The sequence below is a fragment of the Acidovorax lacteus genome, from assembly GCF_039540375.1.
Classification (GTDB): Bacteria; Pseudomonadota; Gammaproteobacteria; order Burkholderiales; family Burkholderiaceae_C; genus Acidovorax_G; species Acidovorax_G lacteus.
The window spans coordinates 36,714-57,061 of record NZ_BAABEX010000001.1; the positions used below are offsets into that span (position 1 = coordinate 36,714).

20 protein-coding genes are annotated in these 20,348 nt (G+C 69.4%); 9 read left to right on the forward strand and 11 right to left on the reverse strand.

Annotation, left to right across the window (positions count from 1 at the left end):
• Positions 1–165 precede the first annotated feature (165 nt).
• The 6 genes from ABD866_RS00220 to ABD866_RS00245 all read right to left on the reverse strand — a co-directional run bounded on the left by ABD866_RS00220 (position 166) and on the right by ABD866_RS00245 (position 4,861).
• Positions 166–546, reverse strand: a complete 381-nt coding sequence (locus ABD866_RS00220) for a hypothetical protein (RefSeq protein WP_345059982.1) — start codon at positions 544–546, stop codon at positions 166–168.
• Positions 543–962 carry a DUF6463 family protein gene (locus tag ABD866_RS00225; protein ID WP_345059984.1) on the reverse strand — a complete coding sequence of 140 codons (420 nt, stop codon included), beginning with the start codon at positions 960–962 and terminating at the stop codon, positions 543–545. Before ABD866_RS00225 ends, ABD866_RS00220 begins: the two co-directional genes overlap by 4 nt.
• Positions 959–2,314, reverse strand: a complete 1,356-nt coding sequence (locus tag ABD866_RS00230) for an ABC1 kinase family protein (protein ID WP_345059986.1) — start codon at positions 2,312–2,314, stop codon at positions 959–961. The genes ABD866_RS00225 and ABD866_RS00230 overlap by 4 nt, the downstream gene beginning before the upstream one ends.
• Entirely contained in the window at positions 2,301–2,873 is a 573-nt protein-coding gene (locus ABD866_RS00235; protein WP_345059988.1) for a DUF2867 domain-containing protein, read from the reverse strand. The genes ABD866_RS00230 and ABD866_RS00235 overlap by 14 nt, the downstream gene beginning before the upstream one ends.
• Positions 2,870–3,796, reverse strand: a complete 927-nt coding sequence (locus ABD866_RS00240; protein ID WP_345059990.1) for a TetR/AcrR family transcriptional regulator — start codon at positions 3,794–3,796, stop codon at positions 2,870–2,872. Before ABD866_RS00240 ends, ABD866_RS00235 begins: the two co-directional genes overlap by 4 nt.
• Before the next feature lie 333 nt (positions 3,797–4,129).
• Positions 4,130–4,861: a helix-turn-helix domain-containing protein gene (locus ABD866_RS00245; protein WP_345059992.1), complete on the reverse strand. Its 732-nt coding sequence runs from the start codon at positions 4,859–4,861 to the stop codon at positions 4,130–4,132.
• Between the two features lie 118 nt (positions 4,862–4,979).
• Between ABD866_RS00245 and ABD866_RS00250 the strand changes: the two genes are divergently transcribed.
• Together ABD866_RS00250 and ABD866_RS00255 are read left to right on the forward strand one after the other, a co-directional pair.
• Complete coding sequence (locus tag ABD866_RS00250) at positions 4,980–5,945, forward strand: hypothetical protein (protein WP_345059995.1); 966 nt, start codon at positions 4,980–4,982, stop codon at positions 5,943–5,945.
• Positions 5,946–5,971: 26 nt separating this feature from the next.
• Positions 5,972–7,897, forward strand: coding sequence for an MFS transporter (locus ABD866_RS00255; RefSeq protein ID WP_345059998.1), 1,926 nt, complete (start codon positions 5,972–5,974; stop codon positions 7,895–7,897).
• A gap of 103 nt (positions 7,898–8,000) precedes the next feature.
• On the opposite strand, the gene ABD866_RS00260 is transcribed toward ABD866_RS00255, so the two are convergent.
• The gene (locus ABD866_RS00260) at positions 8,001–9,017 is read right to left on the reverse strand and encodes a 1-aminocyclopropane-1-carboxylate deaminase (protein ID WP_345060001.1); all 1,017 of its coding nucleotides are present in this window, start codon (positions 9,015–9,017) and stop codon (positions 8,001–8,003) included.
• 148 nt (positions 9,018–9,165) lie between these two features.
• On the opposite strand from ABD866_RS00260, the gene ABD866_RS00265 reads away from it, so the two are divergent.
• Entirely contained in the window at positions 9,166–9,687 is a 522-nt protein-coding gene (locus ABD866_RS00265; RefSeq protein ID WP_345060004.1) for an Lrp/AsnC family transcriptional regulator, read from the forward strand.
• A 406-nt stretch (positions 9,688–10,093) separates the two neighbouring features.
• Positions 10,094–11,731, forward strand: a complete 1,638-nt coding sequence (locus ABD866_RS00270; RefSeq protein ID WP_345060007.1) for a methyl-accepting chemotaxis protein — start codon at positions 10,094–10,096, stop codon at positions 11,729–11,731.
• 76 nt (positions 11,732–11,807) lie between these two features.
• Here the strand turns inward: ABD866_RS00270 and ABD866_RS00275 are convergent, their stop codons facing one another.
• The gene (locus ABD866_RS00275; RefSeq protein WP_345060011.1) at positions 11,808–13,001 is read right to left on the reverse strand and encodes a saccharopine dehydrogenase family protein; all 1,194 of its coding nucleotides are present in this window, start codon (positions 12,999–13,001) and stop codon (positions 11,808–11,810) included.
• A gap of 277 nt (positions 13,002–13,278) precedes the next feature.
• Here ABD866_RS00275 and ABD866_RS00280 point away from each other — a divergent pair, with 277 nt between their 5' ends.
• From ABD866_RS00280 to ABD866_RS00295, 4 genes are all read left to right on the forward strand, one after another.
• Positions 13,279–13,782, forward strand: coding sequence for a YiaA/YiaB family inner membrane protein (locus ABD866_RS00280; protein WP_345060014.1), 504 nt, complete (start codon positions 13,279–13,281; stop codon positions 13,780–13,782).
• 92 nt (positions 13,783–13,874) lie between these two features.
• Positions 13,875–14,351, forward strand: coding sequence for a hypothetical protein (locus tag ABD866_RS00285; RefSeq protein WP_345060017.1), 477 nt, complete (start codon positions 13,875–13,877; stop codon positions 14,349–14,351).
• Positions 14,352–14,701: 350 nt separating this feature from the next.
• The gene (locus tag ABD866_RS00290; RefSeq protein ID WP_345060269.1) at positions 14,702–15,466 is read left to right on the forward strand and encodes a DUF2145 domain-containing protein; all 765 of its coding nucleotides are present in this window, start codon (positions 14,702–14,704) and stop codon (positions 15,464–15,466) included.
• 180 nt (positions 15,467–15,646) lie between these two features.
• On the forward strand, positions 15,647–16,771 hold the full coding sequence (locus ABD866_RS00295; RefSeq protein ID WP_345060021.1) for a serine endopeptidase: 1,125 nt from the start codon (positions 15,647–15,649) through the stop codon (positions 16,769–16,771).
• A gap of 61 nt (positions 16,772–16,832) precedes the next feature.
• Here the strand turns inward: ABD866_RS00295 and ABD866_RS00300 are convergent, their stop codons facing one another.
• Together ABD866_RS00300 and tgt are read right to left on the reverse strand one after the other, a co-directional pair.
• On the reverse strand, positions 16,833–17,381 hold the full coding sequence (locus tag ABD866_RS00300) for a hypothetical protein (protein ID WP_345060023.1): 549 nt from the start codon (positions 17,379–17,381) through the stop codon (positions 16,833–16,835).
• Positions 17,374–18,546, reverse strand: coding sequence for a tRNA guanosine(34) transglycosylase Tgt (gene tgt / locus ABD866_RS00305; RefSeq protein ID WP_345060025.1), 1,173 nt, complete (start codon positions 18,544–18,546; stop codon positions 17,374–17,376). Before tgt ends, ABD866_RS00300 begins: the two co-directional genes overlap by 8 nt.
• A gap of 155 nt (positions 18,547–18,701) precedes the next feature.
• On the opposite strand from tgt, the gene ABD866_RS00310 reads away from it, so the two are divergent.
• The gene (locus ABD866_RS00310) at positions 18,702–19,184 is read left to right on the forward strand and encodes a universal stress protein (protein WP_345060027.1); all 483 of its coding nucleotides are present in this window, start codon (positions 18,702–18,704) and stop codon (positions 19,182–19,184) included.
• A 103-nt stretch (positions 19,185–19,287) separates the two neighbouring features.
• On the opposite strand, the gene ABD866_RS00315 is transcribed toward ABD866_RS00310, so the two are convergent.
• Complete coding sequence (locus ABD866_RS00315; RefSeq protein ID WP_345060030.1) at positions 19,288–20,265, reverse strand: Bug family tripartite tricarboxylate transporter substrate binding protein; 978 nt, start codon at positions 20,263–20,265, stop codon at positions 19,288–19,290.
• Positions 20,266–20,348: the final 83 nt, after the last annotated feature.

Below are 20,348 nucleotides of genomic sequence, written 5' to 3' on the forward strand. Positions count from 1 at the left end.
GAACCTGAGCGTGTATGGGAGTTTGCGCCTTCGGTGAGATGCGGCGGGCCGCACCTGCTCTCCTGCAGTGCCGCAGTCTAGGCCCTGCCGCCCTGCTGCGGGGTGCATCAGCGTGCTAATGCACCGCAATAAAAGCTGATGCAGGCCATCGGGGCGACCGCCCCGTCAGCGCCACCACAGCAGCCCTGCAATGCCCAGCAGCACCGCCCAGGCCGGGTGCCGCGCTCGGGTGGCATACAGCACCAGCAGCCCGCACGCAGCCACGGCAGCGCCAGTGGCGTGCGCCGTCCAGACCACCAGCGGGGCTTGCGGTGGTTCGGCAGCCAGTCGCCAGAGCAGCGCTGCCAGCAGCCAGCCCAGTACCGATACCAGATGCCAAGTGGCCCAGACAATGCGCAGCTGTCGCTCGCGCAGCAGCGGCTGCGCCGTGGTGGGCACGATGCCGCGCGTGCGCAGCGCGCGGAAGATCAGCACTTCACCCAGCACCGAGTGCACGATGCCGACGAGGACGAGGCCGACTGCGGCCCAGAGCAAAGCCGTGTTCATGCCCGCTCCCGGGTAGGTGCAGTGCGCGCGTCCGCGCTGCGGCTCAGGGCCAGCGCCGGGGGCAGCAGCAGCCACAGACCGGAATCCGGCATCAGTGCGATGCCCATCCCCGTCAGAGCCAACAAGCCCCAACCCAGCGGGCGTTGCAGGCTGGCTTCGGGCGCGTGGCGCTCGGCCCACAGCACGACCCATCCCAGCAGGGCCAGCAACGCGCCGAACAGGGCGAACCACGCCACGGCGCCCAGCATCGGATCGGCTCCCACGCTTGCGATGACGCCCTGCGCGGCCATGTCGCGCCATTGCGGCATGAACACGATGGCGGCATAAACGCTGTGCAGCGCGGCCACGGCGATCAGCCATGGGCCTTTCCAGCGAAAGCGAAGCGCAGGGGGGGCGCGGTGGACAACAGGATTCATGGGGAGGACTCCACGGTGGGAACGGACGAGGCGTCGGTGTGCAGCCAGTGCGCGTGGCGCGTGCGCACCCGCGCACCCAGCAGCGTGAGCAGGTGCATGAGCCCCATCCAGGTGCGCTCAAAGGCCGGCATCTCGCCCGGCACCTGCTGCAGATAGCGGCCCAGTACGCGCTGGTGGGCTGGCTCGGTCAGTGGCGGCGGGGTTTTGGTGGCGAAGTCGAACACGGGCTGCGTGAAGGGTTCGAGCTGCCAGGCCTGCATGGGCGCCAGCACCGGCGCGCATGCGCTGCGGTAGGTGGGCAGCGGCAGGTCGGCCGAGACCAGGCCCAAGGCCTGGTAGGCCGCCAGCACCTGGGCGTCGCGGTCGGGGGCGGCCGCGGGCCGCAGCAGGGCCGACCAGGCCGAGCGCACCTGCGCGCGGAACGGGCCCGACAGCGCGCGCGTGCAGCCAAAGTCGAGCACGCCCACCGTGCCGTCGGCCGCGAACAGAAAGTTGCCAGGATGCGGGTCGGCATGGATGCTGCCCAGGCCGAACATGCAGTGCAGCGTCCAGTCCCACAGGTGCTGGCCCGCCTGGTCGCGCAAGGCCTGGGCCGGTTGGGTGGCCAGCCACTGGGCCAGCGGCTGGCCCGGCAAGAACGGCTGCGTGAGGACCTGCGCACGGGTGTGCGACAGGATGGGCTGCGCGATGACCACGCCGGGCTGCGCTGCGTGCGTGGCAAACCACTGCTGCTGCTCGGCCTCGTGCCGGTAGTCCAGCTCGCGGCGCAGCGTGGATTCGATCTCGGCTACCACGCCATCGAGCACGGTGCCAGAGGGCAGGGGCAGATCGGTGTGGGCCAGTGCGCGCAGCGCGGTGCGCAGCAGCTGCATGTCGCTGGCAATGGTGCCGGCCATGCCCGGGTACTGCACTTTCACGGCCACGGTGCCATGGCCGGCCAGCTCGGCGCGATGCACCTGGCCCAGGCTGGCTGCGGCAAAGGCCGTGGGCTCGAAGTGCGTGAACAGCGCTTGGGGCTCCTGCCCGAAGGCCTGGCGGAACACGCGGCCCACCACTGCGCGGCTAAGCGCCGGTGCCTGGTAGTGCGCGCGCGCAAGTTCGTTGCGCACGCCTTCGGGCAGCAGTTGCGGGTGCATGGCCAGCAGCTGCGACACCTTGAGCGCCGAGCCGCGCAGTTGCCCGAGCGCGCCAAACAGGATGCGGCCGAGCGCCGCCTCGTGCGCCGCCTGCTCGGCCGGTGTGGCGGTGCGCGTGCGGTGGCCCAGCGTGGCCAGGCCGATGCGCGCTGCCGCAAGCCCCGTGATGGCTCCGCGCGCAAGCTTGCCGGTGCGCGGTGCGTCAGCGCCGTCCATAGGCGGCCACGCGCTGCGCCGTGCCCCGTGCAATCACGCGGTGAAAAGGCGTGACCACCGCCATGTACGCATGGCCCAGCGCGTTGTGGATGTGCACCACGGTGCTGAGCACCACCGTGGGCGGGCTGTCGGGCGCGTGGTGTTTGCTGATGGAGACCTGCACATCGAGGTGCCGGTCGTCCTGGCCCATCACCACCTCGGTGTCGCTCAGGTGCCGGATGCGGAAGATCCCCACGCGGTCGCCCACGCGGTAGCTGCGCGCGTCGTGCAGCGCGCGGCCGCTGGCGGGCGGGTGGCCGTCCTGCAGCTGGCCCAGGTCTTTGAGGCCCACCAGCCGCACCGCCTTGTTGCGCACCCACATGAGCCCGCGCACCCAGGCGGGCGTGCGCTGCGCCACATCCAGCCAGGCCTGCAGCGGCGTGCGCGCCGGGTGCTGGTCGGCCACCAGGTAAGCGTCCGCAAACTGGGCACCAGCCGTGGCCTGGTAAATCACGGTGCCCGGCGGCACGGGCACGGCCTGCACCGGGGGCAGGGCGCTGGGGTGGAGCGTGGCGGTCATGGGGCGGTCTTTCGGCTGCGGGGGCGGCGGGTGGGCGGCGGGGTGGGGGCGCCGTCGGGTGCAGACGCGGATCGGGCGGCGGGTGCGGAAGGGGGGGTGACTGCCCGACGGCGCTTGGGCGGTGCGGGCGCGTCGGTGGCGTTGCGGGCCGGTGCAGGGGCCGGTGCCCCGGCCTGCGGCGTTGCAAAGCCCGCCGCCATGCCGCCGAAGTGCTGGCGTGCGCCCTGCAGCAGGCCCAGCAGGTGGCCGCCGGGCTGCAGCAGCCGCACCATCTGGCTGCGCAGCATGAAGCCGCCCAGCTCCAGCAGCCGGTGCGGCAGGCCGCTGCGCAGCACCAGCACGCCCACCTGCAAGGCCAGGTCCACCAGTTGGGCGGTGTCGCTGGTCTCGGGGCTGGTGTCGGCCATCCAGTACGCGATGACGGCGGCCAGAAAGTCCACGTACAGCGCCCCGGCCAGCACCTCGAAGCCCGGGTAGGGCAGCTCGCCGCGCGCCTGCGCCTCGCGGATGAAGCCGGTGACGGTCGTCTGCAGCGCGCTGCGGCCCGGCAGCGGGCCTGCCAGCAGCGCCAGCGGCGCGGCGCGCGTCACCTCGCGGATCACGGCCACGAAGGCTTTGTCAGGCTCGAGGCGCTCCAGCACCGCATCGGTCAGGCGCTGCAGCTGTTCGTGCAGCTGATAGTCGGCAAAGCAGGGCGTGGCCAGCGTGTCGGCAATTGCCTGGTGGGCCACCTCGTCCAGGTAGCCGAGCACCAGCCGGTCTTTGGTCGGGAAGTACTTGTAGATGGTCGCGTCGCCAATGCCCGCCGCGCGCGCGATGTCTTTCATCGTCGTGCCGTCGTAGCCCTGGCGCGTCATGAGCGCGACCGCGCTGGCCAGAATCTGGCGGCGCGTGGCGTCTTGCTGTTGGCGGGTGGTTTTCAATTGACTATCTTTAAAAATCGCTGAATTGCGTTTTAAAGAATAGTGGTTTCGTTTTTTCGCGTCAACCCAACCGTTGCAGGGGCCTGAGGGTGCGCGCTGGGGCCCTGGAGCGGATGTTTTGAGGGTGTTTTTGGCCGCTGATCCAGCAAAATCAGGCACGAGCAGCTATTAAATAAATAGCAAAGGCCGTGGGTGTGCGGCAACTCCCGAGCTCCGCGCACGACTGAGCACACGAACACGCGCACGTCCGGGCCGAGCCTGCCATCGCCGGGGGGCGCAGCGGCTGTCGGCACCGGCTGTGGGCACCGCGTGCGGGGCGCGCCGCCTGCGCGCTCAGCGCCGCATGTGTTCGAAGACTTCGAACTCCCAGCTGCGCATGGCCAGCAGCAGGGTGTATCCCTCGCGCTCGCTGGCGGGCACCTTCTGGTCGGCCAGGTGCTGCTGGGCAAAGTCCTGCGCCACGCGCTGCATGCGCTCAAGGAACGAGGGCGCCAGCGCCCGGCTGACCGAGCCGTGCACCAGCATCACGCCTTCGCCCGGGCCGCCAAAGCCGCCGGCAAAGTAGTCGAGCAGCGCATGCTCGCGAAAGAACGTCATCATCGGCCCGTGGGGCCGCCAGCGGAAGGTTTTGGCGAGCTTGAGCCGGTAGCGGTTCAGCGGCTTGAGTTCGATGATGCCGATGCGGTCGAGCTGCGCCAGGTACTTGATGCCCTCGGCCTCGCTGAGCCGGTAGGCGGCCACGATCTGCTCCAGCGTCCACTGGCTGAGCACGCAGATCGCCATGAGCATCAGCTTCTTGTCGGCCACCACCGCCTTTTCCTGCTCCAGGCTCAGCTCCTGCAGCAGGGGCTGGCTGTCGGCCACGCGGCGCGCCAGGTCGGCAAAGTCCAGCGCCAGCGCGCGGCAGATGGCGTCGATGCGCGACAGCGGCATGTCGCCCTTGGCCAGCATGCGCTTGACGCTCGACTCGGCCATGCCCAGGGCCTCGGCCAGGTCGGCGTAGGTCATCTGGGCGGCCTTGAGTTCCTTCTTGAGGGCGGCAACGAGGTCGGCGGTGGTGCTCATGGGTATCGATTATCGATACCCGCAGTGCGTTGGGTAGCGCCTGTTGCACTTTGGCGGCACTTGCGCGGCGGCGGCTGCCGACACTGCGGCGCAACCCGTTTCACACAAGGAGACCGCTGTGCCACCCGAATCCCGCCCCTGTTCCCGCCTCCACCGGTCGTCTGGCCCCGGCCCGCGCATCCCGCAGCCCGCCAGCCTGCACCGTGCCGTGCTGCCCCCGCGCCCAGCCGCAGCCCCGGCAACCACCGCCTGGACGCTGCCCGAACGCCTGCTGGCCGCGGCCGTGCTGCTGCTGGTGGCCGCCGCGGCCCTGCTGCCCGCCTGGCAGCCGCCCGGCGCGCTGCTGGCTCCGTACGCCGACGCCCGCACGCTGGTCGGCCTGCCGCATGCGATGGACGTGCTCACCAACCTGCCGTTTGCGCTGGTCGGGCTGTGGGGCCTGTGGAGCCTGCGCCGCGGCCCGGGCGGCTGGGGCGTGGCCGTGCCCGCAGCGCTGGCGCGGCTGTTCTTTACAGGGCTCGTGGCCACGGCCGCTGGATCGGCCTGGTACCACCTGCAGCCCGACGCCGCCGGCCTGCTGTGGGACCGTGCGGGCATGGCGCTGGCCTTTGCCGGCCTGCTGGGCCTGGCCGCCGCCCACCGCGTGAGTGCGCGCAGCGGCGTGGCCCTGGCCGCGCTCACCCTGCCCGCAGGCCTGCTGGCCGCGTGGCTGGACGCCGCCGCGGGCAACGTGCTGCCCTGGGCGCTGCTGCAGTTTGGCGGGCTGGCCTTGCTTCTGGGCCTGGCGCTGCGCCCGGCGCGTGCGGGGCTGCCCGCGCTGTCGCTGGCGGCCGTGATCGCCTGCTACGCCGTGGCCAAGCTGCTGGAGATGGCCGACCATGCGGTGTTCGAGGCCACAGGCCAGTGGGTGTCGGGCCACAGCCTCAAGCATGCGGTGGCCGCGCTGGCCGCGGTGCCCGTGTGCGTTGCAGGCGCGACACGCCGCCATGGCGCTGCCACAGCGGGCGTGGACAATGGCGCGCACCGTCCGACCCGGCCCTGGGCCGAGAAACGCGCACCCCTGCGCCGCACAGCCCCCCTGTGACGAACGGACCCGCGAGGAGGAAATCCATGACGCAACACTCGACCCTGCCCGCCGGGCATGAAGACCCGAACCAGTTCGCCCTGCTGGGCCAGCGCCGCTTTGCGCCGTTCTTCTGGACGCAGTTTTCGGGCGCGGCCAACGACAACCTGTTCAAGTTCGCGTTCACCGTGATGGTCACCTACCAGATCCAGGTGGCCTGGCTGCCGCCCGCCCTGGCCGGGCTGGTCATCGGGGCGCTGTTCATCCTGCCGTTCCTGCTGTTCTCAGCCACCAGCGGTCAGCTGGCCGACAAATACGACAAGCGCCGGCTGATCGTGTTCGTGAAGCGGCTGGAGATGGCCATCATGGCGATTGCCGCCTGGGGCTTCTTCTCGCAGAACGTGCCGGTGCTGCTGGCCTGCACCTTTTTGATGGGCCTGCACTCCACCTTGTTTGGCCCCGTGAAGTTTGCTTACATGCCCCAGGTGCTGACCGAGCGCGAGCTCACGGGCGGCAACGGCATGGTCGAGATGGGCACCTTCGTGGCCATTTTGCTGGGCAACGTGGCGGGCGGGCTGATCATTGCCGTGCCCGAGATCGGCGCGCACCATGTGGGCTTTGCCTGCGTGGGCCTGGCGATTGCGGGGCGCGTGGTGTCGGGCTACATCCCCTCGCTGCCGCCCACCGATCCAGGTCTGACCATCAACTGGAACCCCTTCACCGAAACCTGGCGCAACCTCAAGCTCGCGCACGAGAACATCGTGGTGTTCCGCTCGTTGCTGGGCATCAGCTGGATGTGGTTCTTCGGCGCGGTGTTCCTGAGCCAGTTTCCGAGCTTTGCCAAAGAGGTGCTGCACGGCAACGAGCAGGTGGCCTCGCTGCTGCTCGTGGTGTTCTCGGTGGGCATCGGCATCGGCTCGCTGCTGTGCGAGGTGCTCTCGCGCCGCCATGTCGAAATCGGCCTGGTGCCGCTGGGTGCGATTGGCATGAGCGTGTTCGCGGTGGACCTGTACTTCGCCTCGCGCGCGCTGCCGCCGTCCGAAATCATGGGCATTGGCGCGTTTCTGGCCGAGGGCGCGCACTGGCGCGTGATGCTGGACCTGGGCCTGCTCGCGCTGTTTGCCGGCCTGTACAGCGTGCCCATGTACGCGCTGATCCAGATGCGCGCCCAGCCCACGCACCGCGCACGCATCATTGCAGCCAACAACATCCTCAACGCGCTGTTCATGATCGCCAGCTCGCTGATCGCGGGGGCGCTGCTGGGGGCGGGCTTCTCGGTGCCGCAGATCTTCCTGTTCACCGGCCTGGCCAACGCTGTGGTGGCGGCCTACATCTTCCTGCTGGTGCCCGAATATCTGCTGCGCTTCGTGGCCTGGGTGCTGTCGCGCTTCGTGTACCGCTTCAAGGTGCAGGGCGACGAATACCTGCCCGCCCAAGGCGCGGCCATCCTGGCCTGCAACCATGTGAGCTTTGTCGATGCCGTGCTGCTCATGGCCGCCAGCCCGCGGCCCATCTACTTCGTGATGGACCACCGCATCTTCCGAGTGCCGGTGCTGGGCTGGCTGTTCCGCCTGGCCAAGGCCATTCCGATTGCGCCCTACAAGGAAGACGCCGCCACCTACGAGGCCGCTTTCGAGCGCGCCACACAGGTGCTGCGCGAAGGCGACCTGCTGGCCATCTTCCCCGAAGGCGGCATCACCCAGGACGGGCAGTTGCAGGAGTTCAAGGGCGGGATCATGAAGATCCTCGACCGCGCACGCGACGAAGGCATCGAGGCTCCAGTGATCCCGATGGCGCTGACCAACTTGTGGGGCTCGTTCTTCAGCCGCGTGGAGCGGGGCACGGCCATGGTGCGCCCCTTCCGCCGCGGCATGTTCAGCCGTGTGGGCCTGAACGTGGGCGCGCCCGTGGCCCCGCGCGAAGTGCAGCCCGAGCGCCTGCGCGCCCAGGTGGCGCAGCTGCTGCAGGCCTGAGAGGGGCTGCGCTGCCGGGGCGTGGGCCCCGGCGGTGGTTCAGATCAGCGACAGCCGCGCCAGGTACTCCAGGTGGGCCTGGCGTGCGGCTGGCGCAGCGGCATCAGCCGTTGCGAAAAAGAAAGCTGTAGGCGTTGAGCGCCGGCACCCCTCCCAGGTGCGCATACAGCACGCGAGAGCCCTCGGGGAATTCGCCCTTGCGCACCTTGTCGATCATGCCGTGCATGGACTTGCCCTCGTACACCGGGTCGGTCAGCATGCCCTCCTGGCGCGCGCACAGGCGGATGGCTTCGAGCGTACCCTCGTTGGGCAGGCCGTATTCGGGGCCGCCGTAGCGCGTGTCCAGCACCACATCCTCGGCTGTGATGGCCTGGCCCAGTTCCACGAGCTGTGCGGTGTGCTGGGCGATGCGCAGGATCTGCGCGTGCGTTTTCTCGGGCTTGGCCGAGGCGTCAATGCCGATCACCCGGCGCGCCCGGCCATCGGCGGCAAAACCCACCACCATGCCGGCCTGCGTGCTGCCCGTGACGGAGCACACGACGATGTAGTCGAACTGGAAGCCCAGTTCTTTTTCTTGCGCGCGCACTTCCTCGGCAAAGCCCACAAAGCCCAGGCCGCCGTACGGGTGCTCGGAGCAGCCCGCCGGAATCGGGAAGGGCTTGCCGCCGGCTTTGCGCACATCTTCCATGGCCTGCTCCCAGCTGGGGCGGATGCCGATGTCAAAGCCCGCCGCGTCCAGCCGCACATCGGCGCCCAGGATGCGGCTCATCTCGATGTTGCCCACGCGGTCGTACACCGCGTCGGAGTAGTTGACCCAGTTTTCCTGCACCAGCACGCACTTCATGCCCAGGTGCGCGGCCACGGCCGCCACCTGGCGTGTCTGGTTCGACTGGATGCCGCCAATCGACACCAGCGTGTCGTAGCCGCCCTTGAGGGCCTCCGGAATCAGGTACTCGAGCTTGCGCGTCTTGTTGCCGCCAAAGGCCAGGCCCGAGTTGCAGTCCTCCCGCTTGGCATACAGGTGCACCTTGCCGCCCAGGTGGGCCGACAGGCGCGGCAGCGGGGTGATGGGCGAGGGGCCGAAGGTCAGCGGATGGCGTTCAAATTTCTGCAGGTTCATGGCGGTTTCTCCGGGGTCGGTTGCACTCAACAGGGTGCAGTGATCGTAGGAAAAACCGTGCGCAACAGGGTTGCGAAGCAGCGGCATGGATCGGTGCTGAAGCGAGCTGGATAATCTTTTTGATTACCAATGTTTCGTGAAGTACTCCATGCCCGCAACAAATGTTCGTCGCACGAATGATGCACAGCCCCCCGCGCCCGCCGAGGCGCTGGACCGCACCGACCGCGCCATCCTGCGCCAGTTGCAGCGCGACGCCTCGCTGTCGAACGTGGCCCTGGCGGCCAAGGTGCACCTGAGTGCGCCCGCCTGCCTGCGGCGGGTGGAGCGGCTCAAGCGCCTGGGGCTGATCCAGGGCGTGGTGGCACTGCTCAACCCGCAGGCCGTGGGCGCGGGCATGCTGGTGATGATCGGGGTGGTGCTCGACCGCTCCACGCCCGAGTCGTTCGCGGCGTTTGAAAAGGCCGCTGCCAAAGTCTCGGGTTGCATGGAGTGCCACGTGGTCACGGGCGAATTCGACTACTTCATGCTGATCCGCACGCGCGACAGCGAGAGCTTCAACCGCCTGCACGCCGAGCAGTTGCTGTACCTGCCAGGCGTGCGGCAGATCCGCTCGTTCATGGTGCTGCGCAACGTGCTGTCGACCACCGAGCTGCCGCTGTCCATGGCCTGAAGCGCGGGCACGCCGGGCCGCGCGGCCCGCCACGGCGGTGGCGCTGCATGCCCGTGGTGCACAGGCTCACGGACGGTGTCCGCGGCCACACGATGACGGCTGCACAGAAACCGCTTGGACATCAGGGGGTGAAGCGGTTAAATGAATCCAGCGAAACGCATCCCACGCAGCAGGTTCGCGTGTCCCTTGGCCCACGTGCGGTAACGGTGTGGCCGCGATGGGGCCGCAAACATCCGCTGCGCTGGAGATGTGCCGATTGTGGAAGGTGCTCGTGCGCGGGCAAGTCAGGGCTGGCTGCAGCCGCCTGGCCCGGGCAGAGCGTTGGCGGAGGGTGGCCGTGGGCCGGGGGCGCCTTGCTGCGCACCCTGCACGCGACCGCATGGTTCATTCTTCACAAGGGGGGCGTATGCGAATCGTGGACTTGAGGCTGGGCGTCCGGCTGGGCGCATCTTTCGTTGTGGTGCTGTTGCTCACCGCGGTCATTGCGGCCATTGGCGCCGTCAACATTCTGTCTTTGCGCTCCAGCAACGAGCAGGTGGCCAAGGTGGACATGCGCCGCATGGAGCTGGCGCAGAACTGGGAAAACGACATCCAGATGAACTGGCTGCGCACGGAGGCCATCCTCAAGAGCAACGATCTAGCCTTTGTGGAGAAGCAAAGCCGGGAGATTGCGGCGGTCTCGGAGGCCGCCAGCAAGCGGCTGGAGCAGATCCGAGGCCTGCTGGACTCTGATCGCAACCGCGAGCTGTTTGCCGAGGCCACCCAGATCCGCGACGCCTACCGCGCCAAGCGGGCCGAATTGGTCAAGGCCAAGCAGGCCGGTCAGGACGTGGGGGCAGCGGTCGACACGGAGCTGGCCCCCATGATCCAGCGCTACAGCGCCGTGCTGGGCCAGTTGGTGGACTCCATCGAGCACCAGGTGGACGACAACCTGCAGGCCGTCTCCAGCCGTGCCAACGCGGGCTTGGTCTGGATGGGCGTCAGCGGGGCCTGCGCCCTGCTGGCCGGCCTGCTGCTGGGTTTCCTGGCCACACGTTCGGTCACGCAGCCTCTGATGCAGGCTGTGCGCGCCACGCATGCGATTGCGCAAGGCGATCTGGTGACGCCGGTGCATTCCGGGCGCCGGGATGAGATGGGGGAGCTGCTGGAGGCCCTGGACACCATGCGGCACCGGCTTGCCGACATCGTGGCGACGGTGCGGGCCAGCTCGGAGACGGTGGCCGACGCCACGGCCGAGATTTCGCAGGGCAATCAGGATCTGTCAGCCCGCACCGAGCGGCAGGCCAGCGCGCTGGAGGAAACGGCTGCGTCCATGGAAGAGCTGGACTCCACGGTGCGGCAGAACGCAGACAGCTCCCAGGCGGCCCGCCAGCTCGCAGACCGTGCCAATGCGGTGGCGCTGCAGGGTGGCCAGGTGGTGGCCCAGGTGGTGGAGACCATGAAGGGGATCAACGACAGTTCGCAGCGCATTGCCGACATCATTGGCGTGATCGACGGCATTGCGTTTCAGACCAACATTCTGGCCCTCAACGCGGCCGTCGAAGCGGCCCGCGCCGGCGAGCAGGGCCGCGGTTTTGCCGTGGTGGCCAGCGAGGTGCGGGCGCTCGCGGGTCGCTCCGCCCAGGCGGCCAAGGAAATCAAGCAGCTCATTGCCGCCAGCGTGCACCGGGTGGAGCAGGGCTCCAGCCAGGTGGATCAGGCCGGTCACACCATGGAGGAAGTGGTGCAGGCCATCCGGCGTGTGACCGACATCGTGCGGGAAATCAGCGCTGCCAGCGCCGAGCAAAGTGAGGGCCTTTCGCAGGTCAGTGAGGCGGTCAGCCACATGGACCAAACCACCCAGCAGAACGCGGCCCTGGTCGAGCAGATGGCCGCTGCGGCACACAGCATGAAGAGCCAGGCGCAGCAGCTGGTGTCCGCCGTGGCGGTGTTCCGGCTTGCGGGGCGGCCCGATGGCGCTGCAGGGGCTTGGGTGGAGGCTGCCAGGGCGGGCGTTTCCGGACGGTCTGCGCCCGCCTTGCTGTCAGAAGCCGCCCCGGGCTGACCCGAGCGCTCCGCTCGGGGCCGGGCACGCGGCCTTGTGCGCCCTGTTCGGCCGCGTGCAGGCCCCAGGGGCCAGGTCAGGCAGCTTCCACGCCAAAGCGCAGGCCAGCGTGGGCCTGCAGGCGTGCGATGAGCGCGTCGCCCAGGGCTGGGGCCGGGGTCCAGATGCCGCCGGGCGTTTGCGGGGCGTCTTGCAGCAGGCACACCGCGGCCTCGGCAATCATCTTGGAGGTCGAGCCGTAGCCTGGGTCGCGGTCGCCTTGCACACCCACGCGCAGCTGGTGGCCCGCGTCGTCGCTGCCCAGGAAGAGCACGTCGTAAAAGCCGTTCTCGCGCTCCTCGCGCGAGGGGCCTTCGCCCGGCTTGGGGCCTTTGTCCGAGCCCAGCGACTTGTCGCCCGCCACGGCCGTGGCCAAGGCTTCGCCCTTGGCACCGGGGCCGGTGATGAGCATTTCGTCGTACACGAAGTCGCTGCCGTAGGCGTGGCCCAGCAGCAGGTTGGAGCGGTGCACGTTGCGCGTGTTGATCGCGGCCATCACGAACGGGGCCACCCACACGCCTTCACCGCCCACGGTGCCCAGGGCGTCGTCCACCATGGGCTTGGCGCCCGACGGCTGGCGCGGCCCCTCAAAGCCGGGCGTGAGCGAGAACGGGTTCTTGAGCAGATCGAGCACGCCGGGCTGCGTAGCGGCTGCGGCCATGGTGGCCTTCAGGCTGGCGGCCGTGCCGCCCGAGAAGGTGCCCTTCATCTTGCGCACCCGGCCGCGCACGCGGTTGGCGGCGTGGCCAAAGCGCTGGCGGAACTCCTTTTGCAGCAGGAACACGCCCATGTCGAACGGAATCGAGTCAAACCCGCACGAGAACACGATGCGCGCACCGCTGGCCTTGGCCGCGGCTTCGTGCGCGTCGATCATCTGGCGCATCCAGGCGGGCTCGCCGCACAAGTCCACGTAGTCCACGCCGCTCTTCGCGCAGGCGGCCACGAGTTCGTTGCCATACAGCTGGTACGGGCCCACGGTGGTCAGCACCAGGCGCGTGGCATCCATCAGCGCCTGCAGGCTGGCTGGGTCGGTGGTGTCGGTCACCACCAGGGGGGTGTCGGCCGGTGCGCCGAGTTCGTCGCGCACGGCTGCGAGCTTCTCGGCATTGCGCCCGCCCATGGCCCAGCGCAGACCGCTGCCGGCCGGGTAGCGTTGCAGCAGGTATTCGACCACCAGGCGGCCGGTGAAGCCGGTGGCACCGTGGACAACAAGGTCAAAAGCTTTGGTCATGAGGGGCCCCGCGGGCTGAAAGTGGATGTGCCGCGCATTCTGCGCAGGGCGGAGAAGCGCGGCTGTCGCACAGGTGCCGCCGCAGGGTTTTTGCGGACGGGGCGGTGCCACGCCGCCCGCGCCTGCTGAGCGCTGGGTGTGAAAAAGTACCGTATGGTGATACTTTTCGTGCGTTGGATCGCCACTTTGCAGCTTCAATGCAGCCTTTCGGGGGGCGCGAGGGCACCATTCGCTCCGTGTTCAACCCCTGCGGCCCTGGTGGCCCGAAGCGACGATCATGTCCTCTGCTCCTGCTCCCATCGTGATTCAGCGTGATACCCGGGCCTGGCAGTTCCAGGTGTGGGCCTCGTTCGGCATCGCCGTGTTTTTGTGTGCCGTGGGCCTGGCCTGGCTGCCGGGGGCCGAGCTGGAGCGTGCCTTCATGGTCATGGGCTACGTGTTCTGTCTGTCGGCGGCCTTTGTGTTGGCCAAGTTTGTGCGCGACAACCAGCACACCCGCCGCGGGGCAGGCGACACCCCGATGTGGAAGCTGGTGGTCTGGGGCGGTTTTGCCGTGGCCATGGGCCTGACCGGCTGGGGCCTGCTGGGCATGGACATCAACGTCACCTACAAGGCCTTCCTCGGCGTGAGCTGGCTGTACCTGATCACCACCGCCTTCACGCTGGCCAAGATGCTGCGCGACCGCCACGAGGCCGACCTGCTCGAAGCCCGCCTGCAAGGCCGCCGCGATGCCGCTTCCAGCGCCAGCCAGCCGGCTGCGCCGGTGGGTGCCGAGCGTTGATGCAGCCTGCGGACGTTCCCCCACCTGCTACCTGCTACCTGCTACCTGAGACCTGCTGTCACTTTCTGATCCTGCCCACGGAGAAACCGACCATGAAATTGTCTTTGTCCCAACTGCCCGGGCCCCGTGCCCTGCGCGCCACCGCTGCGGTGCTGGCCCTGGGCGCGGCCCTGGTGGCCCTGCCGGCCCGGGCGCAGAGCGAGGCCTCGCTGATGCTGTCCATGCTGCCCGTGGCCTCGGTGGTGGGCGCGGCGGCCGTGGGTTCCACCGCCGCCGGTGCCGTGGTGGCCCTGCCCGCCGCGCTGTCGGTGGGCGGTGCGGTGCTCACCGTGCGGGCCGTAGAAGCGTCGGCCACCGGCACCGTGCTGGTGCTGGAGCGCGCCTCCGACGGCGCCCGTGTGAGCGTCGAGATCGCGGGCCGCGGCGTGGCGGCCTCGGCCTACGGCGTGGGCACGGTGGTGGCGTGCAGCGTCATCGGTACGGGCGTGATCCTGTCGGCCGCAGGCGAGGCGATTGCCTTCATTCCCAACGCACTGGGCCGTGCCCTGTTGCACAACGAGCGGCTGTGACCATGATGAATATCCCCGTGAGCCTCGATGCGGCCCCGCACCGCCCCCAGAGCGGGCGGCTCTTCGGGCACGTCCAAACCTACGCAGGCAGGCTTGGAGCCGCGGCCCTCAGCCCCTTCTCTCTGCACGCTGCGCGCTTCGGGAAGGGGGACGATGCCCTCACTGCGGGGCGGCCCTTGCTCGAGGTAAAGCACATCCCCCTGAGCCGCTGCGCGGCTTCCCCCTTCTCTCTGCGCGCTGCGCGCTCCGGGAAGGGGGACGATGCCTTCGCGGCGGGGCGGCCCTTGCTTGGCATCTCTGGCCGGGGCCGAGCCCTGTGGTTGGGCTGCGCGGTCGCCATCGCCGCCGTGATGCTCGCCGCCACACCCGCCCACGCAGGGCGGTCGTGCGAGGCCCGCAAGCCCACGCCCCAGACCATCGAGCGCGGCATGCTGTTGGCCGAGCGCACGGCCGCGGCGCTGAACGCCGAGCACGCCGCCAGCGGTGCGCAGGTGGTGTTGCTGGCGCGTGCCGGGCAAGACCTCTCCCGCTACGGCCTGCGCTATTCGCACCTGGGCTGGGCCTACCGCACGCCCGACGGGGCCTGGCGCGTGGTGCACAAGCTCAACGACTGCGGCACGGCCGTGGGCCACCTGTACCGGCAGGGGCTGGGCGAGTTCTTTCTGGACGACCTGTGGCGGCACGAGGCCGTGTGGCTGCTGCCCACGCCCGCGGTGCAGCAGGCGCTGTGGCCCGTGCTGCAGGACAACGCCCGCGCCCGCCTGCTGCAGCACGCCCCTTACAGCATGGTCAGCTACGTGTGGGGGCGGCGCTACCAGCAGTCCAACCAGTGGGCCATTGAAACCCTGGCTGCGGCCATGGAGCCTGCCACGGTGCGCACGCGCGAGCAGGCCCAGGCGTGGCTGCAGTTCAAGGGCTACGAGCCGACCACGCTGCGCCTGGGGCCGCTCACGCGCCTGGGTGGGCGCGTGGGCTCGGCCAATGTGGCGTTCGACGACCACCCGGGCGACAAGCGCTTTGCCGACCGCATCGAAACCGTCACAGTGGATTCGGTGCTGGCCTGGATGCCCCGCGCCCAACTGGGCAGCGCGCCGCGCACGGTCACGCTGCCCTGAAGCGGGCCACCCGCCCAGCGGAGCGCCTGGGCCGCCGGGCGGTGCAAAACCTTGGTGCCAAATTGGCTGCTCGTGCTTTATATTCAAGCACGAGCAGCTACTAAAACAATAGCAAAAAGGCGGTCTGCTGCCACCGTTGTCTGGGGCCCGTGTTGGCCCACACCCTTGGAGGGATGTTCCATGAGCAAGTCCTTGCGTCTGTCTGAAAAATGGTTCCGCCGCGGCCTGTGGCTGGTGGCGGTGGTGTTTGCCGGATTCCTCATCGGGCTGGGCGGTACGCTGGTGGGCGACCTGCCCAAGGTCGAGCAGGCGCTGTCGCTCGACCAGTTCATCGACGCCCGCGAGGCCCGCCGCCTGCGCGAGCAGTCGCGTACCGCCCGCGAGGCCGAACAAGACGCCCAGGCCGCGCTGGAGCAGGCGCAGCTGCAGCGCAGCAAGGTGCGCAGCGAGGTGCAGTCTGAGCAGGACGCATTTGCCCAGTGGATGGCCACGCGCAGCGTCACGCAGCGTGCCGAGCACGACCCCGAGGTGCTGGCCCGCACCCGGCGGCTGGAGCAGTTGCGCGCCGACGAGCGCCGCACCCAGCAGGGCGTCGAGGCGCAGCAGCAGGCCGCACTGGACGCCCGCCAGACGGCCCAGGCCGCGCAGCGCGCGCTGGCCGATCTGGAACGCAGCGGCTACGACAGCATGTCGTCGGCCCGGCGCGCGCAGGAGCTGCGCGTGTTCCTCTACCGCCTGGCCCTCACGCTGCCGCTGCTGGCCCTGGCCGGCTGGCTGTTCGTGCGCCACCGCAAGGGCACCTGGTGGCCGTTTGTGTGGGGCTTCATCATCTTTGCGCTGTTCACCTTCTTCTTTGAACTGGTGCCCTACTTGCCCAGCTACGGCGGCTATGTGCGCTATGCGGTGGGCATTCTCATCACCGTGCTCGTGGGGCGCTACGGCATTCTGGCGCTCAACCGCTACCTGGAGCGGCAGAAGCAGGCCGAAGCCAAGCCCGACACCGAACGCCGCAAGGAGCTGGGCTACGACGTGGCCCTGGCCCGGCTGGCCAAAAGCGTGTGCCCGGGCTGCGAGCGCCCGGTGGACCTGAAGAACGAAAAAATCGACTTCTGCCCGCACTGCGGCATTGGCCTGTTCGACCGCTGCGGAGCCTGCGGCACCCGCAAGAGCGCGTTTGCCCGCTTCTGCCATGCGTGCGGCACGGCGGCGCGCGGAGACGGCGCAGACGCCGCCCCGGACCACGCCCCCGCAAGCGCGGCCCCGGCGACTGCGCAGCCCACTCCGCAGGCTCCTGCTGCGGGCTGAGCAGCGACCCGCTGCATGCCCGCGCGGGGCGGGCGCTGGGCGTGTGGCGCGGGTTGCGGCTTTAGCGCGCGGTGCGCATCTGCCGCACCCACCGGCGCAGGCGGCGCACCGCCTGGCGGCGCAGCACCCGCGCCACGCGCCAGGCGCGCGTAGCGTGCAGCAGGGCCAGCAGCCGGGTCTTGGCGCGCATCCAGTGCGCGTGCAGCCAGGCAAACGCGGCGATTTGCAGCAGCGCAGGCTGCGTCAGCATGTACAGCCGCGCCACCACGGCCGTGCCCACCACCTTGGCGGCCAGCACCACCGCCAGCCCCAGCAGCATGTGGCCATGCGCCATGGCCGCCAGGGCCAGCAGCTTGACGGGCAGCAGCGCCAGGCTGGGCAGCGCAAACAGCGCAAGGGCTCCCCAGGGTGGCAGGTGGCGGATGCGCCGCTCCACCCAGCGCAGGCCGGGCCAGCGCCCGATGCGCGCCAGCCAGCGCGCCAGTGGCTCCCAGCCCCATTCCTCGAACGCCACCAGCAGCGCCAGCAGCAGGGCCAGCGCGCGGCCCGGTGCGCGCAGCAGCCGGGCGGTCCAGCCGGTGCCGGGTGGGCGTGGGGGTGTGTCAGACACCGCGGGCGCGGTCGGCCTTGAACTGCGCGCGGAACTGCGCAAATGTGCCGGCGTCCAGCGCCTCGCGCACCTCGCGCATCAGGTTCAGGTAGTAGTGCAGGTTGTGGATGGTGGTGAGCATGGGGCCCAGCATCTCGCCACAGCGGTCCAGGTGGTGCAGGTAGGCGCGGCTGAAGCCGCCGCGGCCGCCCTGGTCCCACGCAACGCCGTCCTTGCCCGCACAGGCGTGGCAGGTGCAGCTTGGGTCCAGCGGCTGGTGGTCGGTCTTGTGGCGCGCGTTGCGGATCTTCAGGTCGCCGTAGCGCGTGAAGATGGTGCCGTTGCGGGCATTGCGCGTGGGCATCACGCAGTCGAACATGTCCACGCCCTGGGCCACGCCTTCCACCAAGTCTTCGGGCGTGCCCACGCCCATCAGGTAGCGGGGTTTGTGCGCGGGCAGGCGGTGCGGCGTGTGCGCCATGATGCGCAGCATCTCGTCCTTGGGCTCGCCCACGCTCACGCCGCCAATCGCGTAGCCGGGGAAGTCCATCTCCACCAGCGCTTCGAGCGACTCCTGCCGCAAGTGCTCGTACATGCCACCCTGCACGATGCCGAACAGCGCATTGGGGTTGGCGAGGCGCTCGAATTCGGCCTTGGAGCGCAGCGCCCAGCGGCGGCTCATCTCCATGCTCTTGCGCGCTTCAAGCTCGGTGGTCAGGTGGCCGTTGGTCTCGTAGGGCGTGCACTCGTCGAGCTGCATCACGATGTCGGAGTTCAGCACCGTCTGGATCTGCATGCTCACCTCGGGCGACATGAACAGCTTGTCGCCGTTCACCGGGCTCGCAAAGTGCACGCCTTCTTCGGTGATCTTGCGCATGGCGCCCAGGCTCCAGACCTGGAAGCCGCCCGAGTCGGTGAGGATGGGCTTGTGCCACTGCTCAAAGCCGTGCAGCCCGCCAAAGCTCTGCATCACATCCAGCCCCGGCCGCATCCACAGGTGGAAGGTGTTGCCCAGGATGATCTGCGCGCCCATGTCGTGCAGGCTCTGCGGCATCACGCCTTTGACGGTGCCGTAAGTGCCCACGGGCATGAAGATGGGCGTCTGCACCACGCCGTGGTTCAGGGTGAGTCGGCCGCGGCGCGCATGGCTGCCCGGGTCGGTGGTGAGGAGTTCGAACTGAAGCATGGTGCGCCGATTTTCGCAGGCCCGTGCCAGCGGTGGGGGCAGGGCTTCCGGGCACGCGGCCGCGGTTCTACACTGGGCTTGCCGCGGCGCAGGCCGTGCTGCCCGTCAGCCCTGTGGGCTGGCCTTGTCGTCAACGCAACTGCGGGAGGTGTGCCATGTGGAAAGTGCTGGTGGCGGTGGATGGATCGGAGCGCTCGCTCGATGCGGTGCGCCATGTGATCGACTGGGCGCGCCACGGGCTGCGCCTGCAGGTGGTGCTGGCCCATGTGCAGGAGCCTGCCACGCTGTATGAACTGGTGACGGTGCGCGACCCCGAGCGCATTGCCGCGGCCAGCCTGGAGGCTGGCGAGCACCTGTTGGCCCCGGCGCGCGCGCTGCTGGAGGCCGCGCACATACCGTGCAGCACCGAGGTGGCCGTGGGCGACGCCGCCACCGTGCTGCCCGACATGGCCGAGGCGCTGGAGGTGCAGGCCGTGGTGCTGGGCGCGCAGGGGCATGGCGCGCTCGAAGGCGTGCTGGTGGGCTCGGTCTCGCAGGCCGTGGCCCGGGCCAGCCGCGTGCCGGTCACGCTGGTCAAGCATCCTGAGCCCGCCGACGAGGCGCTGGACGAAGCCGCGGCCGAGGCGGCCGACGACTGAGCCCGCGGGCCAGCGAGCCAGCGCCCAGCACCCAGCGCCCCAACAACAAAGCACAAAGGCCGCCCCGGGGCGGCCTTTGTGTGGGTGATGCGCGGCGGGCCGCTCAGTCCAGCGAAATCTTCTGTTCGCGGATCAGCTTGTGCCAGCGCTGCACTTCGGTGCGGATCAGCTCGGCGTACTGCTGCGGCGTGCTGCCCACGGGCTCGATGCCAAAGTCCACCAGCTTCTGGCGGATGGCCGGGGTCTGGATGGCCGTGGCCACCTGCTTTTGCAGCGCGTTGACGACCTCGGGCGGCGTGCCGGCCGGGGCCACCACGCCCACCTGGGCGGCGGCTTCCACGCCCTTGAAGCCCAGTTCAGCAAACGTGGGCACGTCGGGCAGCTGCGGCAGGCGCGTGGGGTGCGCCACCGCCAGCGGGCGGATCTTGCCGCCCTTGATAAAGCCTGCGCCTGCGGCCAGGTCCACCATCATGGCCGCCACCTGACCGCCGGCCAGGTCGGTCAGCGCGGGGGCTGCGCCGCGGTACGGAATGTGCACCATGTGCAGGCCGCTGTTCACCTTGAGCAGCTCCATGGCCAGGTGGTGCGGGCTGCCCGCACCGGCCGAGCCGTAGCTCAGCTTGCCCGGCGCGGCCTTGGCCTTGGCCACGAAGTCCTTGGCGTCCTTGGCGTCAGAGCCCGGGCCCACCACCAAAATCATCGGAAACCGGCCCATCAGCGTGACGGGCGTCAGGTCCTTCTCGGGGTTGTACGAGAGCTTGGAATACAGCGCTGTGTTGAACACCATGGTGCCGTTGTCGGCCGACAGGATGGTGTAGCCGTCGGCGGGCGAGCGGCCCACGTCCGACGCCGCAATCGCGGTGTTGCCGCCGGGCTTGTTCTCGACCAGCACCGGCTGGTTGATTTGCGCGGACAGCTGCTGGCCGATGGTGCGGGCCAGGAAGTCCGAGCCACCGCCCGCCGGATAGGGCACCACCCAGCGGATGGCCTTGGCCGGGTAGGCCTGGGCGTGCGCGGCCAGCGGGCCGCCCAGCAGGGCAATGGCCGCCAGCAGGCCGGTGGCATAGCGTCGGTTGAGCATGGAGTCTCCTTGTGTTTGGAACGGGGTCTGAGAGAATGAGAGCGCCATGATATTACGCAATGCGTAATTGATTTTTGTCCGTA

Excerpts from the sequence above, each read along its gene's own strand:
- ABD866_RS00220 (WP_345059982.1), bottom strand. The coding sequence starts at position 546 with ATGAACACGGCTTTGCTCTGGGCCGCAGTCGGCCTCGTCCTCGTCGGC.
- ABD866_RS00225 (WP_345059984.1), bottom strand. The coding sequence starts at position 962 with ATGAATCCTGTTGTCCACCGCGCCCCCCCTGCGCTTCGCTTTCGCTGG.
- ABD866_RS00230 (WP_345059986.1), bottom strand. The coding sequence starts at position 2,314 with ATGGACGGCGCTGACGCACCGCGCACCGGCAAGCTTGCGCGCGGAGCC.
- ABD866_RS00235 (WP_345059988.1), bottom strand. The coding sequence starts at position 2,873 with ATGACCGCCACGCTCCACCCCAGCGCCCTGCCCCCGGTGCAGGCCGTG.
- ABD866_RS00245 (WP_345059992.1), bottom strand. The coding sequence starts at position 4,861 with ATGAGCACCACCGCCGACCTCGTTGCCGCCCTCAAGAAGGAACTCAAG.
- ABD866_RS00255 (WP_345059998.1), top strand. The coding sequence starts at position 5,972 with ATGACGCAACACTCGACCCTGCCCGCCGGGCATGAAGACCCGAACCAG.
- ABD866_RS00260 (WP_345060001.1), bottom strand. The coding sequence starts at position 9,017 with ATGAACCTGCAGAAATTTGAACGCCATCCGCTGACCTTCGGCCCCTCG.
- ABD866_RS00265 (WP_345060004.1), top strand. The coding sequence starts at position 9,166 with ATGCCCGCAACAAATGTTCGTCGCACGAATGATGCACAGCCCCCCGCG.
- ABD866_RS00270 (WP_345060007.1), top strand. The coding sequence starts at position 10,094 with ATGCGAATCGTGGACTTGAGGCTGGGCGTCCGGCTGGGCGCATCTTTC.
- ABD866_RS00275 (WP_345060011.1), bottom strand. The coding sequence starts at position 13,001 with ATGACCAAAGCTTTTGACCTTGTTGTCCACGGTGCCACCGGCTTCACC.
- ABD866_RS00280 (WP_345060014.1), top strand. The coding sequence starts at position 13,279 with ATGTCCTCTGCTCCTGCTCCCATCGTGATTCAGCGTGATACCCGGGCC.
- ABD866_RS00285 (WP_345060017.1), top strand. The coding sequence starts at position 13,875 with ATGAAATTGTCTTTGTCCCAACTGCCCGGGCCCCGTGCCCTGCGCGCC.
- ABD866_RS00290 (WP_345060269.1), top strand. The coding sequence starts at position 14,702 with ATGCTCGCCGCCACACCCGCCCACGCAGGGCGGTCGTGCGAGGCCCGC.
- ABD866_RS00295 (WP_345060021.1), top strand. The coding sequence starts at position 15,647 with ATGAGCAAGTCCTTGCGTCTGTCTGAAAAATGGTTCCGCCGCGGCCTG.
- tgt (WP_345060025.1), bottom strand. The coding sequence starts at position 18,546 with ATGCTTCAGTTCGAACTCCTCACCACCGACCCGGGCAGCCATGCGCGC.
- ABD866_RS00310 (WP_345060027.1), top strand. The coding sequence starts at position 18,702 with ATGTGGAAAGTGCTGGTGGCGGTGGATGGATCGGAGCGCTCGCTCGAT.
- ABD866_RS00315 (WP_345060030.1), bottom strand. The coding sequence starts at position 20,265 with ATGCTCAACCGACGCTATGCCACCGGCCTGCTGGCGGCCATTGCCCTG.